The organism is Aquimarina algiphila, assembly GCF_947494415.1.
Taxonomy (GTDB): Bacteria; Bacteroidota; Bacteroidia; order Flavobacteriales; family Flavobacteriaceae; genus Aquimarina; species Aquimarina algiphila.
Genome location: NZ_CANLVC010000007.1, coordinates 476395 through 490346, shown reverse-complemented (window position 1 = coordinate 490346; position 13952 = coordinate 476395). Strand labels below are relative to the sequence as shown.

12 protein-coding genes are annotated in these 13952 nt (G+C 33.3%); 1 reads left to right on the top strand and 11 read right to left on the bottom strand.

The window, feature by feature from the left end:
• Window positions 1-52: 52 nt before the first annotated feature.
• Window positions 53-901, bottom strand: a complete 849-nt coding sequence (locus PQF96_RS16820; RefSeq protein ID WP_271767524.1) for a hypothetical protein — start codon at window positions 899-901, stop codon at window positions 53-55.
• A gap of 308 nt (window positions 902-1209) precedes the next feature.
• Complete coding sequence (locus PQF96_RS16815; protein ID WP_271767522.1) at window positions 1210-2763, bottom strand: family 16 glycosylhydrolase; 1554 nt, start codon at window positions 2761-2763, stop codon at window positions 1210-1212.
• A 564-nt stretch (window positions 2764-3327) separates the two neighbouring features.
• Between PQF96_RS16815 and PQF96_RS16810 the strand changes: the two genes are divergently transcribed.
• Window positions 3328-3759, top strand: a complete 432-nt coding sequence (locus tag PQF96_RS16810) for a hypothetical protein (protein ID WP_271767520.1) — start codon at window positions 3328-3330, stop codon at window positions 3757-3759.
• A gap of 64 nt (window positions 3760-3823) precedes the next feature.
• On the opposite strand, the gene PQF96_RS16805 is transcribed toward PQF96_RS16810, so the two are convergent.
• The 9 genes from PQF96_RS16805 to PQF96_RS16765 all read right to left on the bottom strand — a co-directional run bounded on the left by PQF96_RS16805 (window position 3824) and on the right by PQF96_RS16765 (window position 13938).
• Complete coding sequence (locus tag PQF96_RS16805; RefSeq protein WP_271767519.1) at window positions 3824-5353, bottom strand: T9SS type A sorting domain-containing protein; 1530 nt, start codon at window positions 5351-5353, stop codon at window positions 3824-3826.
• A gap of 493 nt (window positions 5354-5846) precedes the next feature.
• On the bottom strand, window positions 5847-6167 hold the full coding sequence (locus tag PQF96_RS16800) for a 2Fe-2S iron-sulfur cluster-binding protein (RefSeq protein WP_109438841.1): 321 nt from the start codon (window positions 6165-6167) through the stop codon (window positions 5847-5849).
• A gap of 86 nt (window positions 6168-6253) precedes the next feature.
• Window positions 6254-7309, bottom strand: a complete 1056-nt coding sequence (locus tag PQF96_RS16795; protein WP_109438842.1) for an NAD(P)/FAD-dependent oxidoreductase — start codon at window positions 7307-7309, stop codon at window positions 6254-6256.
• Complete coding sequence (locus PQF96_RS16790) at window positions 7296-7898, bottom strand: precorrin-2 dehydrogenase/sirohydrochlorin ferrochelatase family protein (protein ID WP_109438843.1); 603 nt, start codon at window positions 7896-7898, stop codon at window positions 7296-7298. Before PQF96_RS16790 ends, PQF96_RS16795 begins: the two co-directional genes overlap by 14 nt.
• Window positions 7899-7918: 20 nt before the next feature.
• Entirely contained in the window at window positions 7919-8686 is a 768-nt protein-coding gene (cobA, locus tag PQF96_RS16785; RefSeq protein WP_271767516.1) for a uroporphyrinogen-III C-methyltransferase, read from the bottom strand.
• Window positions 8687-8752: 66 nt separating this feature from the next.
• Window positions 8753-10843 (bottom strand): HEPN domain-containing protein, encoded by a 2091-nt coding sequence (locus PQF96_RS16780; RefSeq protein WP_271767514.1) that lies wholly within the window; start codon window positions 10841-10843, stop codon window positions 8753-8755.
• Between the two features lie 122 nt (window positions 10844-10965).
• Window positions 10966-12213, bottom strand: coding sequence for a sulfate adenylyltransferase subunit 1 (locus tag PQF96_RS16775; protein WP_109438845.1), 1248 nt, complete (start codon window positions 12211-12213; stop codon window positions 10966-10968).
• Between the two features lie 117 nt (window positions 12214-12330).
• Complete coding sequence (gene cysD / locus PQF96_RS16770; protein WP_271767512.1) at window positions 12331-13290, bottom strand: sulfate adenylyltransferase subunit CysD; 960 nt, start codon at window positions 13288-13290, stop codon at window positions 12331-12333.
• A 21-nt stretch (window positions 13291-13311) separates the two neighbouring features.
• Window positions 13312-13938 (bottom strand): phosphoadenosine phosphosulfate reductase domain-containing protein, encoded by a 627-nt coding sequence (locus PQF96_RS16765; RefSeq protein WP_109438847.1) that lies wholly within the window; start codon window positions 13936-13938, stop codon window positions 13312-13314.
• Window positions 13939-13952 lie beyond the last annotated feature (14 nt).

Genomic DNA, 13952 nt, shown 5'->3' with positions numbered 1-13952 from the left:
TTATCGTTGAAGGTTTTTAACAAAAAGACATTGACTGACTAATTATTTTATCTTATCGCCAGAGTTTTGAGCCTCCAAAACCTCCTGTATTATGTCCTAGAGTTATGTAATTTGGACCTTCTACGAACCCTCTTAAAATCCCAGTACTATTTGCATTTCCTTTAGGAACATCTGCCCAATCTAACCATAACTGACTATAGAAACGGCTTCCCCAAGCTATATTGGACCATGTAGGTCGACCGTTTACAAAATTACGTTCTCCAAACCAAACCACCTGGTTACCTACCTGTCTTATATAATAAATCCCTCCATCATTTCCAACCCAACGACCTGTGATATCATTACTATTATTTACAACACCAAATCCAGCAGGACGTGGTGGTGGTAAATAAGAAGGCCGAGTAGTTTTGGTCCAAGAAGATCCTCCAAAATTATTACCTGACACCTTAGTAAAGCCGCTTCCAAAACAACCTATAGACAATGTTAAACTTCCGCTTCCCGCGATTCCTCCTTTTGGAACATCATAAAAACTTCCAGTAATTGTTTTTCCACTTATATTACCTTTGAAAACATTGGCCCAACTACCCGATGGATGTTCTCCAAACCAATATATAGTGTTACCAATATGCCGTACATAATAATGTCCCCCATCGTTAGCGTAGTAATACCCTGATAAATTTGGTATTATTGAACACCAATCAATACCAATAACATCAATACTGATCCCTTTTTCTTTCAAATAATTTTCTTTCTCTTTGGCTAGGAACTCTTCTTGTATCGTGCTTGATTCATTTAACTCTTCTTCAAAAAGTGATTCTTTTTCACAATTTGTAAACACAAGAATACTTCCGAGTAATAAGATTGAAATATAAAATTTAGATTTAAAAAAAATTGCCTTCATTGTCTTTTGATTTTAAGATTGGTTGAATTTTGATATGATTAGATATTTTGCTTCATCATTTTTATTGAAGCTCTGGAAATAAATTATCCAGACTCAAATGTATCACACTCAAATCAAGCATGTTAGAGATAAAAACCCTTTTTTTATTCGTGTATTACCGGAATCAAAAAAGGGCATACAACTTATTGTAAATAAGCTATATACCCTTTTAAAAATTTAACATAATAGTACTTAGATTTCATTTACATCATAAGCACACAATACTTTAAGATTAAAAACATTGGTTTTAGTCTTAAAACTTTTATTTTTTATCTAAAATTTAGACGTTCGATTGTTTCGTTTCCATTCATGTTTATTCTTAAAAAATAATTACCATTACTCAGGTTTTTGGGTCTTTCAAACACTTTCAAATCATGGTTCCCTGCTTTAAAAGTTCCTAAATCACTCTTTAATAATTCACGTCCCGCTACATCATATAATGCAACTGAAATTTTAGTTTCTTCGATTAATTTAAAAGCCATATTTAATGCACTATTGGCATTTATTGGATTAGGATAAGTTGAAATATCACCTTTAAAATTAGTTTCGCTACTACCAGAACTATTAGATTTACTTAAGCCATCGATAACAAATTTTTCCCATGCACCTATTGCATTTCTATTACAATTAATTCCATTATTACTTCCATTTTCGTGGCTCACATATTTTCCATTATTACCCTTGATTGCATACACATTACCTCCTTGAGGAACTAATGTAAATTTCTCCCATGCTCCTACAGCATTACGATTACAATTCATAGTTTTATTTCCGTTCTCTGAACTTACGTATTTTCCATTATTACCTTTAATACTTACGGTACCATTACCTTCAGATTTAACTATAAACTTTTCTTGCGCTCCTGCTGAATTACTAGCAGCCCGCATAGATCTATTTCCGTTTTCTGAACTAACAAACTTGTTAATAGATTGCCCCTTTATAGTTACAGTTCCATTAGAAGGCCCTGGATTTACAGGTCCGCTATTTCCATTAACTAGCTTATAAGAACGTACCCAGTCATAGTAGGTTGTACGATTAGCCGCTGAATCATTCATACCATCGTTACCTGCTTTTGGAGGGTTCCAATCATATGTTTCTACAACCATTCTTAAATACATTGGAAGGTTAAAGTCTGCAGCAGGTGTAATTTTAAATACAAATTTACCATCTAAATAAAACAAACATTCTTTTGCATTTTTCCACCATACCCCATAAGTATGAAATCCTGCATAAGCTGGCTCACCGATATCTGCTTTATTTCCTCTAATACCAACCGGAGTGCTATTACATGAAGTACCTCTACTATGGGTATTTGCATTTAAAGTAACAATATTCCTATTGATCCAAGATTGTCCACCGGTATTACGTCCAACATTTTCGGTCACATCTAATTCTGTTGTTCTGTAATCACAACCCGTAAATTCATTCCTTTTATTAATAAGCCAAAAAGTTGAAGACATAAAAGTTTTATTAGCTTTCATTCGGGTTTCATAGTACCCATATTGATTTCTCATCTTTGATCTTACCAAGCCGCCACTATGAGTCCATCCGCCAAAAGGATTCGATTTTTTTGAAGCTGAAATTTTAAGATTTCCGTTTGAAACAGATACTGAGGAAGTTTCAAATCTAGCTGGTCGTCTACCTTCCCATTGTGGATCGTTTACCGCCCATTTCGAATTGTTCAAAGAAGAACCATTAAATTCGTCAGACATAGCTTCTATTTTTTCCCACTTTTTTCCGTTTGGAGGTGTTGGTTGAGCTATTGCTTGTAGAAATCCAACAATGCATAGAATTAATAAAATTTTGTGTTTTAGATTTTTCATAACTGTTAGTTTTTGTGTTAAATATGTTTAAGTTGTAATAAAGTTACTAATCAACACCTCTAACCAACCACAACATATGATCAGAAAACAACAACATGTAATTTATTATTTCTACAAAATATTAACACTAAAAATGAACATTGAACAAAAAAATTACTCAAAATTTCACAAAAATCGTTGAGTATTATTAGATTTGATTATACCATAACTTCATATCTATATTATTAATTACCAAATTTTTTAGACTACATAAGAGGTACATTCTATTCAAAAAAGGATACATACGGTATACATTTTTATCCAATGCTAATTAAAACTTTGATTTTCTTAAAGATTCTCTTTCTTTTACACCTCACTCTCTTTCCTTAATTAAATCCTGAATTACTGAAAACCATTTGTTTATTTTTTTGTTTTTCGGCAAAAAAAAGATGTTACTTTTTTTAGAAAATTGATTTAATACTATATCCGTAACAATTAAATTGCAAAGTATGTCTTTATTAAAACCAGAGAGTATTACATCAAATCTCAACATTTACATTATAAATAATATTTACATATATGTCAATGAGTGAAATAACACATAAAAAAAGCTGGTGGTATCGAAATTGGAAATGGATACTCCCAACTACAGCAATATTAACTTTTATCTTCATATTCTTCATTATGACTGGAGATGCCATTTTTAGATATGGATCTGTATACGTGCAGCCTTCTCTTGTAAATAATGCCATAGAGATCGCTAAAGAAAATGATCTAGTTATTGAAAAACTAGGTGAATTATTGCCTCATGATTTTTTTCGTCTATTAGAAGGAGAGGTTCAATATCTGGATCATAATAATGGGATAGCTATAACTGTAGGCATCAGAAGTATTAATGGTAAAAAAGCAAAACTAGATATCATTGCCTATCAAAATGGGCAAGATTGGGAGTATCAAAAAATTACTATAAGAATTAAAAAGCCAATAAAAGAAACTATCAAAATTTTAGAAAGATAACAACGTTTTTTAAGTAGATAAAAAGGGTGTAATTATATTACACCCTTTTTTGTTTGCTGAGAATTTAATTAAACATTAGGCGATCGACCGTAACTACATCATTCATTTTTGTTTTTAAAATGTATATTCCTGAACTTAATTTGTTTGATCTTGTAAATAATTCCAAATCATGATTACCTGCGTCAAAAGTTCCTAGTTTATTAGATAATACTTTATGGCCAACCGCATCATACAGATCAATAGAAATTTCGGTTTTTTCTCCTAATTTAAAGGCCATATTTAATGGGTTATTTATCTCTATTGGATTAGGGTACATTGCGATTTCATTTTTGATATCCTTGACATCTTTTGTATTAAGTTGATTATTTTTAACCCCAAATGCAATTGTAAATTTTTCCCAGGATCCTAAACTAGATCGACTACAAGTCATTCCTCCACTTCCATTTTCAGAACTCAGGTACTTACCATTACTTCCCTTAAAACTATAGACGTTATTGCCATGGTGGATCAATTCAAACTTTTCCCAAGCTCCAACACTTCCTCGGTTACAAAACACATCTTTTAAACCATTTTCAGAACTTACATATTTTCCATTATTTCCTTGTAGTGATACTTGATCGTTTCCGTTAATACTACCTAACACATTCATTGTAAATTTTTCCCAACCTTGTACTGAAGAACGATTACAGGTCATCGCTTTATTTCCATTTTCTGAGCTTACATATTTGCCATTATTCCCTTTAAGAGAAACTTTGGACCCACCACCAGGGTTAGGATTTGAATTTCCGGTTTTTCTCCAGGTACGTACATAACTTACATACATATCTCTTTTAGCACCATTAGTTACCTCTGCTTGAGTAGGCCAGGGTTTCATCCAATTATATGTTTCGGCATCAATCATCATATATTGAGGATCCTGGGGACTATTGGTTATAACTTGTTTTTGAAATACTCCATCCAGATAAAAGCGGACGGTGTTAGAATTTACTATCCAAACACCATAAGTATGGTAAGAGTCACTAACTGTCCCGCTAGATAATATAAACTTATTGGGTTGAGGTTGATCATTTGTAAAATTAGGTTGGGGATTATGGATATTAGTGTGCATTTCTCTTTCTTGACCATTCGTCAACCCCCCAAAGGCTTCCTGAACATCAATCTCATCTCCTCGATTATTAGCATCTAGGTCATTATTTGCAAACCAAAAAGCAGAACCCATTCGTAAACTATTAGCCCTAAATTGACATTCTGAATACATCCCTACTTTCATAGCCTTGCCAGTACTATGTATTGATCCAGTTCTCATGTAATTGGTTGATCCTCCAACCCAAGTAGCCCTTATTACTAAAAGACCATTACCTGATAAAAATGCGTTATTTGCGCCACCAAAAAGTGCTGGAGATCGTCCTCCCCACCATGGATGCCCATATTTCCATTTTCCAGTATTTAAATTTGAACCATTAAACTCATCAGTTAGCTCATTTACTACTGTCCAGTCGCTTGCATTTTCACCGGGTGGTTGCGCATATCCTATAGAAAATATAAACAAGCCCAGAATACATAATAATAATCTAATAAATTGTGTAGTTTTCATAATTCATGTTGGTTTTTGTTAGTGATTAAAAAATCTTACCACAATTTAACCATTTCATAATCAGACCAATACCACAAATGATTTAAGCTCACTAAAACATATGATTAGAAGCGTAACATCATCTTAATATCAGCTATAAAACTACACTTAATTTACAGACACCATATTACCTCGTTTAATAAAACCAAAACTGTTTAAATTGAAACTATAATGGATGATACAAGTAAAACGACAATTCAAAAAAATAAAAAAAGTTATACAACAAATGATTCTTTTTTAAATAATTGCAGTTTTTACTATCCACAATAAAAAAACACTATATATTAACATCATTACAGAAATAAAAATAATAATTAAGTTAAATTAATATGTATTTCTTAAAATAAAATTGTATTAAAGGTGTAAAAATGACCTTTAATCTTTTTTGAAGATGTTTTAATTCTTTTTCTAGACAAGAAAGTGAAGAGTTTCACAACCTTCTCAGGGAGCCTATTTATGATTCTGGTGCAAGTTCTATCTCCAATCCATCAAGTTCTGGAGTAATCGGAATCTGACACCCCAATCTACTATTATCTTCTACATAAAACGCCTCTGCTAACATCAAATCCTCATCTTGTCCCATTTCTGGTAATTCGTGATCTGACAAAACATAACATTGACAAGATGCACACATTGCCATACCTCCACAAGTACCCTCTACAGGAAGTTCATATGCTTTACAAACCTCCATTAGGTTCATAGCCATATCAGTTGGTGCTAATACTTCGTGCACTGTTCCTTCTCTATCTGTTATCTTTATAGTAATATCTGACATAACTGCTTATTTCTATACAAAATATACTTAAAAACCTCATAATTTGCTATGACAAACTATGAGGTTCAAAAATAAAATATTATCTTTTATACTATTGCTTTTACCACTTCTTTTTTGGCTTCTTTTTTGGTACCATCAAATCCTTCTACACCGCCTACAGTAGTATATTTCATTACATATTTCTTATCAGGGAAAATTCTCTGATACGCACTTTGACACATAATTGCCGCTTCATGAAAACCAGAAAGGATCAATTTAAGTTTTCCTTTATATGTATTCACATCTCCAATAGCATAAATACCCGGGATATTAGTTTGATAATCATAAGAATTATCTACTTTAATTGCATTTTTTTCAATTTCTAATCCCCAATCTCCTATAGGGCCTAGTTTTGGTGAAAGACCAAATAACGGGATAAAATAGTCTGTATCTACATGAATATCTCCTTGTGTTTTATGCTTAATTCCTACGCCTGTAATATGATCTTCTCCTTTTAGTTCTTTAACCTCAGCTTCGGTAATTAGGTTTACTTTTCCTAGCTTGGTCAATTCTGCAACTCTCTCTACAGAATCTAATGCGCCTCTAAACTCATTACGTCTATGTACTAAAGTTACTTCACTTGCTACATCTGCTAAGAAAATAGTCCAATCTAATGCAGAATCACCACCTCCAGAAATTACAACTCGTTTATCTCTATACACTTCTGGATCCCGAATGATGTATGCTACTCCTTTATCCTCAAAATCTACGATATTAGGGATAGGTGGCTTGCGTGGTTCGAAAGAACCTAATCCTCCTGCAATAGCTACTACCGGAGCATTATGCTGTGTTCCTTTATTGGTAGTAACCAAAAATGTATCATCTTCTAACTTCTCGATAGTTTCTGCTCTCTCTCCTAAGGTAAAACCAGGATTAAAAGGTTTAATCTGTTCCATAAGATTATCTACCAATTCTCCTGCAAGAATTTCAGGGAATCCTGGAATATCATATATTGGTTTTTTAGGATATATCTCTGAACATTGCCCACCTGGTTGTGGTAAAGCATCTATAAGATGCGTTTTTAACTTCAGTAATCCTGCTTCAAATACAGTGAATAATCCCGTTGGGCCAGCTCCGATTATTAAAATATCAGTCTTGATCATTTTCAACTTCTTTTTTTCCTATTAATCCTTTGGTAAATTCGTTTAGTGTTTCCACCTTTTCTTCGAAATCACCTTTTATTGTTTTTCTATATTCGTTTAAATTCTTAACTAAGTCATCAATGTTTTCTGGAATTATTTCTTCAAAAAACTGACGTAATCGTTTTGCGGTAGTGGGTGACTTTCCGTTAGTCGAAATAGCCACTTTGACATTACCTTTGGTTACAATTCCTCCCATATAAAAATCACAATACGGAGGATTATCTGCTACATTAACCAATTTACTTTTCTTCCTACAGTCTCTATACACTTGGATATTAACCTTAGGAACATCAGTAGTAGCTATCACAATGTGTTTTCTTTTCAAAAACCGTTTATGATATTTTTTTTGTATCATTTCTATTCCAAATCTTTCTGCTAATGCTATTGTACCTTCTCTAAACATTGGTGATACTATAGTTACCTGTGCATCCGGACTGGATTTTAATAAGAACGTAAGTTTTTCTTCAGCTACATTTCCTCCTCCTACAATAAGTACTTCGAGGTTTTTAACCTTTAAAAAAACCGGGTATAAATTATTTATTTCTTCCATTTTATTCCTAACCCAAACTATTAAGATACAACTTCTTCTCCTATCTCTTTATAAATTGAAGCTAGTTTTGCTCTTTGACTTACCACATCACCTATTACAATTATTGCAGGTGATGATAGTTTTCCTTCTACAACTATCTTTTCAATTGTATCTATAGTACCTAATCCAAACTTCTCATTTTCAGTGGTTCCATTCTGAATAATCGCTACTGAGGTGTCTTGTTTTTTTTCTGCGGCAAAGATACTAACTATTTCACTCAGCTTACCCATTCCCATTAAAATTACCACAGTTGCATTTGATTTTGCTGCCAGATATACATCTTGCGATAATTTATGTGATTTTGTTGTTCCTGTAATCACCCAAAAACTCTCTGAAACTCCTCTTTTGGTCAATGGAATTCCTTGATAAGCCGGCACTGCAAATGATGATGATATCCCAGGAACCATATCAGTTTCTATATCAAATTGCTGTACATAATCAATCTCCTCTGCTCCTCTACCAAAAATAAATGGATCCCCTCCTTTCAATCTCACTACATGGCCATAGTTTTTTGCTCTATTTACAATTAATTCATTAATCTGTTCTTGCTGATAAGCATAGCACCCTTTTCGTTTCCCTACAAAAATCTGTTCTGCTTTTGGTGCATGTTTTAGCAACGTTTCATTTATAAGAGCATCGTATAACACCACATCTGCTGATTCTAAAGCTTTAATAGCTTTAAGCGTAATCAAATCAGGATCTCCCGGACCTGCTCCTACTACGGTCAATTTTGGTATTTTATTACTCATTATTTATGATTTTAATCATTTGACCTCATTGAAATTATTCCTAAGAAGTCGATCAAATTTACAGCTTTATGCGTTTTCTACTTCAAGTGTTCTAAATTCTTGCACTTTCTGTAAAAATTGCTCTGCTTTTTTGATATAATCCACTGCAAAATCCTTACTTGGTGCATTTTTCTGAATTTGATATATTAAATCTGCAAACGTACCATCCAAATTTATCTTTCCATTGGCTACAAATTCATCATCAAATTGGTTTATAATACTAGCATGAGTATTTGTTTTCTTATTCTCTGCCAATAACAATGCTTTTGCTGAATTTACTAAAGAACTATATGCATGATAAACGGCATCAGAATATATTTCATTTTCAAAAGAGAGTTTTGCATTTTCAATTTTCTCTTCACTTTCTAAAAACAAAGTAGCAATTAAATCAATAACAACTCCTGCACATTCTCCAATCCCAATCGCTTTAACATAATTTTCCTCTGTCCCCCAATCAATAAAATCTTCTTGAGTAAGGTTATCAGCATTGGATAGGTCAGTAAGTAAATCATAGAAATATTTCTCCCCTTTATCAGCATAATATGCTACAAATGGCTTTCCATTTGCATTTGCTTCAAAGTCATTTAATATTCTTCTTAATGCCTCTGGCCCTCTTCTGCTAGGAATTTTTACTACTTTATCAGCAAACTTTCCTTTTCCATCACCTAGATTACCTCCTCCTAACAACACTTGTAATGCTGGAGCTACTAGTTTATCTTTGGTACGTATAGACATTCCCTGGAAGCCAATATTTGCCATATTATGCTGTCCACAAGCATTCATACATCCACTAATTTTGATAACCAAATCTTCTTTCTCAAGGTATTGAGGGTATTCAGTTTTGATTACTCGTTCTAACTCTTCTGCAATACCTGTACTACTCGCGATACCTAAATTACACGTATCTGTACCAGGACAAGCGGTAATATCCACAGCTTTATTATATCCAGATTCTACGAATCCTAATTTTTCTAGTTCCTGATAGAAAAATGGTAATAAATCTTCCTTTACAAAAGGAATCAAAATATTCTGACGTAAGGATAGACGAATCTCTCCAGCCGCATATTTCTCTACAAGATCAGCCAACAATCGAGCTTTATCGGTATAAAAATCTCCCAATAATACTTTTATCCCTATTGCAACATATCCTTGTTGTTTTTGAGAGATCACATTAGTGGCTTTCCATAACTCAAAAGCTTTTTGATTTTTAATATCTACATGTGGAACTTCAACCGCTACAGGAACAGAAACTTCATAAGCATCAGTATCAATTGCAACTGTTTTTTGTTCGATTGCATTTTGTTCTGCTTCTACTAATTCTTTGAATGCTTCTAAACCAATATCTTTTAGTAAAAATTTCATTCTAGCTTTAGCTCTACTCTTACGTTCTCCGTGGCGATCGAATATTCTCAATACCCCCTCCATTAGAGGAATAATCTTATCTGTTGGCAAAAAACTATATAATTCATCAGCGTGTCTAGGTTGAGAGCCTAATCCTCCACCCAACATCACTTTAAATCCTCGAACTCCATTTTCAATTTTAGCTATAAAACCTAAATCATGCATGTAAGATAAACCTGTATCTTCTTCTGTTCCAGAAAAGGACACTTTAAACTTACGTCCCATCTCCTGACAGATCGGGTTTCTTAAAAAGAAACGAAACAATGCATCTGCATATGGAGATACATCAAAAGGTTCTTTGGGATCAATCCCTGCAGTCTCTGAAGCAGTTACATTACGTACCGTATTACCACATGCTTCTCTTAATGTAACATCATCTCTTTCTAGCTCTGACCAAAGCTCTGGGGTTCTATTCAAATCCACATAATGAATCTGGATATCTTGACGTGTTGTAATATGTAATCTTCCTCTAGAATATTCATCAGACACTTCACAGATACGCCTTAATTGGTTACTCAACACCTTACCATAAGGTAATTTAATACGAATCATTTGCACTCCTTCCTGACGCTGACCATATACTCCACGTGCTAAACGAAGGCTTCGAAATTTTTCTTCATCTATCTTACCCTTATGGAATTGCTCTATTTTATTAGCTAATTCTATAATGTCTTTCTGAACAATCGGGTTTTCTATTTCGGTTCTAAAACTTTGCATCTTTTTTTTCGTATTTCTATCCTTAAAAAAGGACATAGTTATGACTTTTGTATGATGGTTTTATCTATTAAAAAATCTTGTTTTTTTCTTCTTCTTATAATAGAGAAAAAGCTTTTTATTTATTATTCTATAAAGCCTACTCCAGAAGTATTATTGGTTTGTGAATCTATTAATATAAATGACCCTGACGCTTTATTCTTACTATAAGAATCAACCGCTAAAGGTTTACTCAATTGTATCTGAACTTTCCCTATTTCATTTAAGCTCAAGGAATTTTTTGAAATATCTTCACCAGAAAAATCGGTAGCAATAGTCCCACTTATACTTTTTACTTTTGCCAGGATTCGACTGCTTCCGCTTTGTAGAAAATAATTAGTTCCAGGGTTAAGATCCTTACTATCCATCCAACAGACCGTAGCTGTCAAAAGTTTTTCTACTCTTGGTTTTTCTGATGATTTTACAATCATATCTCCACGACTAACATTTACATCATCCTCTAGTGTAATTGTGCATGAACTTCCTCTACCGGCAGTATCAAATTTTTGATCAAAAAAGTAAATTTCTTTTACTTTTGATGTAGTCAATGAAGGTAAAATAGTGACTTCATCTCCTATAGAAAGGTCTCCACCGTACAATTTTCCTGCATACCCTCTAAAATCATGAAATTCATCTTTTTTAGGACGAATTACTGTTTGAATTGGGAAACGTACCTGTGCTTTTTCATAAACATCTTGTGCGTCCAGTTCTTCTAAATGTTCTAATAATGTTTGACCAGAATACCAAGGTGTTCTTTCTGATTTATCTACTACATTATCTCCTTGTAGAGCACTTACAGGAATAAAAGTTATATTTTGTTCTTTATAATCGCTTTTTGCTATTAGTATCTCAAAATCTTTTTTAATTGCTTCAAATTTTTCTTGAGAAAAATCTACCAAATCCATTTTATTAATAGCCACTATAACATCCTTAACTCTCAATAAATTATTAATAAAAAAGTGACGATATGTCTGCTCTATAACTCCTTTACGAGCATCTACCAAAATAATCGAAGCCTGAGAAGTTGATGCTCCAGTCACCATATTTCTGGTATATTCTATATGGCCCGGTGTATCAGCAATAATGTAACTTTTCTCTTTTGTAGAAAAATAAATATGTGCTACATCGATCGTTATTCCTTGTTCTCGTTCTGCCACTAAACCATCTGTCGCCAATGAAAAATCCAGATAATCAAATCCATTAGCTTTACTCCTGGTTTCGATTGCTTCTAATTTATCTGTAGTTAATGATTTTGTATCATATAAGATACGACCAATTAAGGTACTTTTACCATCATCTACACTTCCTGCTGTTGCTATTTTTAATACGTCCATAGCTATTATTATTTCTCCTTTGGGAGTAGTATTCTTTATTATTTATGATCAATATTTAAATTCCAGTCTTCATTTCGACGAGCTCAATGTGCCAAACCGGAATAACAAAAACAACTTTTAAAAATATCCTTGTTGTTTACGTTTTTCCATAGCTGCTTCAGATCGTTTATCATCTATACGAGCTCCTCGTTCTGAGATTGTTGATTGTCTAATTTCATCAACAACTTTGTCAATTGTGATTGCATCTGATAGCACTGCAGCTGTACAAGACATATCTCCTACCGTACGAAACCTAACCATTCGTTCCTCTACCACCTCATCATCTTCTCTATATACCACATCATCTTCTGCTGACCAAATCATACCATCCCGAATAAATATTTTACGTTTATGTGCAAAATATATTGATGGGATTTCAATAGCTTCTTTTTGAATATAACTCCATACATCTAATTCTGTCCAGTTACTAATTGGAAACACCCGCACATTTTGACCTAAATCTATCTTCCCGTTAAGATGATCAAATAATTCTGGGCGTTGATTTTTTTCATCCCACTGTCCAAAATCATCTCTAACTGAAAATATACGTTCTTTGGCTCTTGCCTTTTCCTCATCTCTTCTTGCTCCACCTATAGCTGCATCAAACTTAAATTCTTCTAAAGCATCCAAAAGCGTTGTAGTTTGTAAACTATTACGACTTGCATATTTTCCTTTTTCTTCTATAACTTTACCTTGATCAATGGAATCCTGAACATTTCTAACGATTAGTTCTACTCCTAGTTCTTTGACTAATCGATCTCTAAATTCTATAGTTTCGGGAAAATTATGTCCTGTGTCAATATGTAATAATGGGAAAGGAATTTTTCCTGGGTAAAATGCTTTCTGAGCCAATCGCACCAAAGTAATAGAATCTTTTCCTCCAGAAAAAAGCAATACTGGTTTTTCGAACTGTGCAACTACTTCTCTAAAAATATAAATTGCTTCACTCTCCAAAGGATTTACCTTAAGAACAGATGTCCCAGCTAAGTTACCCGCTGATCCATTTAATTGTTCTACTTTCTTTTCTAGTATTTCCATTCTTATCTTTTTCGTAATTTATTAGTTAGTATGTAACCCACACTCTCTATTTTCTAATACTTTTGTAGGGTCAAAATATTTGAATTCGTTTGGTAATTTGTTTTCCTCTAAATACACATCTAATTCTTCATCACTGTAGTAATAAAAAGGGCTTACTTTTAAAACACCATCTTTTCCAACACTTAAAATATCCAAAGAATCCCGCAATGCGGTTTGTCCTTTTCGAAGATTTGTAAACCAGACATCAGGAGCAAAATCTGACATTGCTCTTTTAAAAGGTTCTAGCTTTACCTGTTCTGTAAAAATCTTATGTTTAGGATCGTCAATATCTGGAATTCCCATCACTACATCTCTGTGCGCTGTAGTTTGCTTTGGAACATACAATTTGACGTTTAAGCTCAGTAAATCAATGACATTCTCTGCATGCTTATATGTATTTGGTGTATTGTACCCTGAATCACACCAAATCACCGGAATATCAGGCAGTGCTTCTGAGCAAACTGCAAGAATAGCCGCTTCATATGGTCTAAAATTAGTAGTAACTACAGGTTTTTTTGCATTTAAAATCGCCCATTGTGTAATTTCTAAAGGTGTCTTATCCCTTAGTGATTTATTAAGATTTGCTATTTCTTTTTCTGTTAAGCTCATAATTCTCTTTCTTT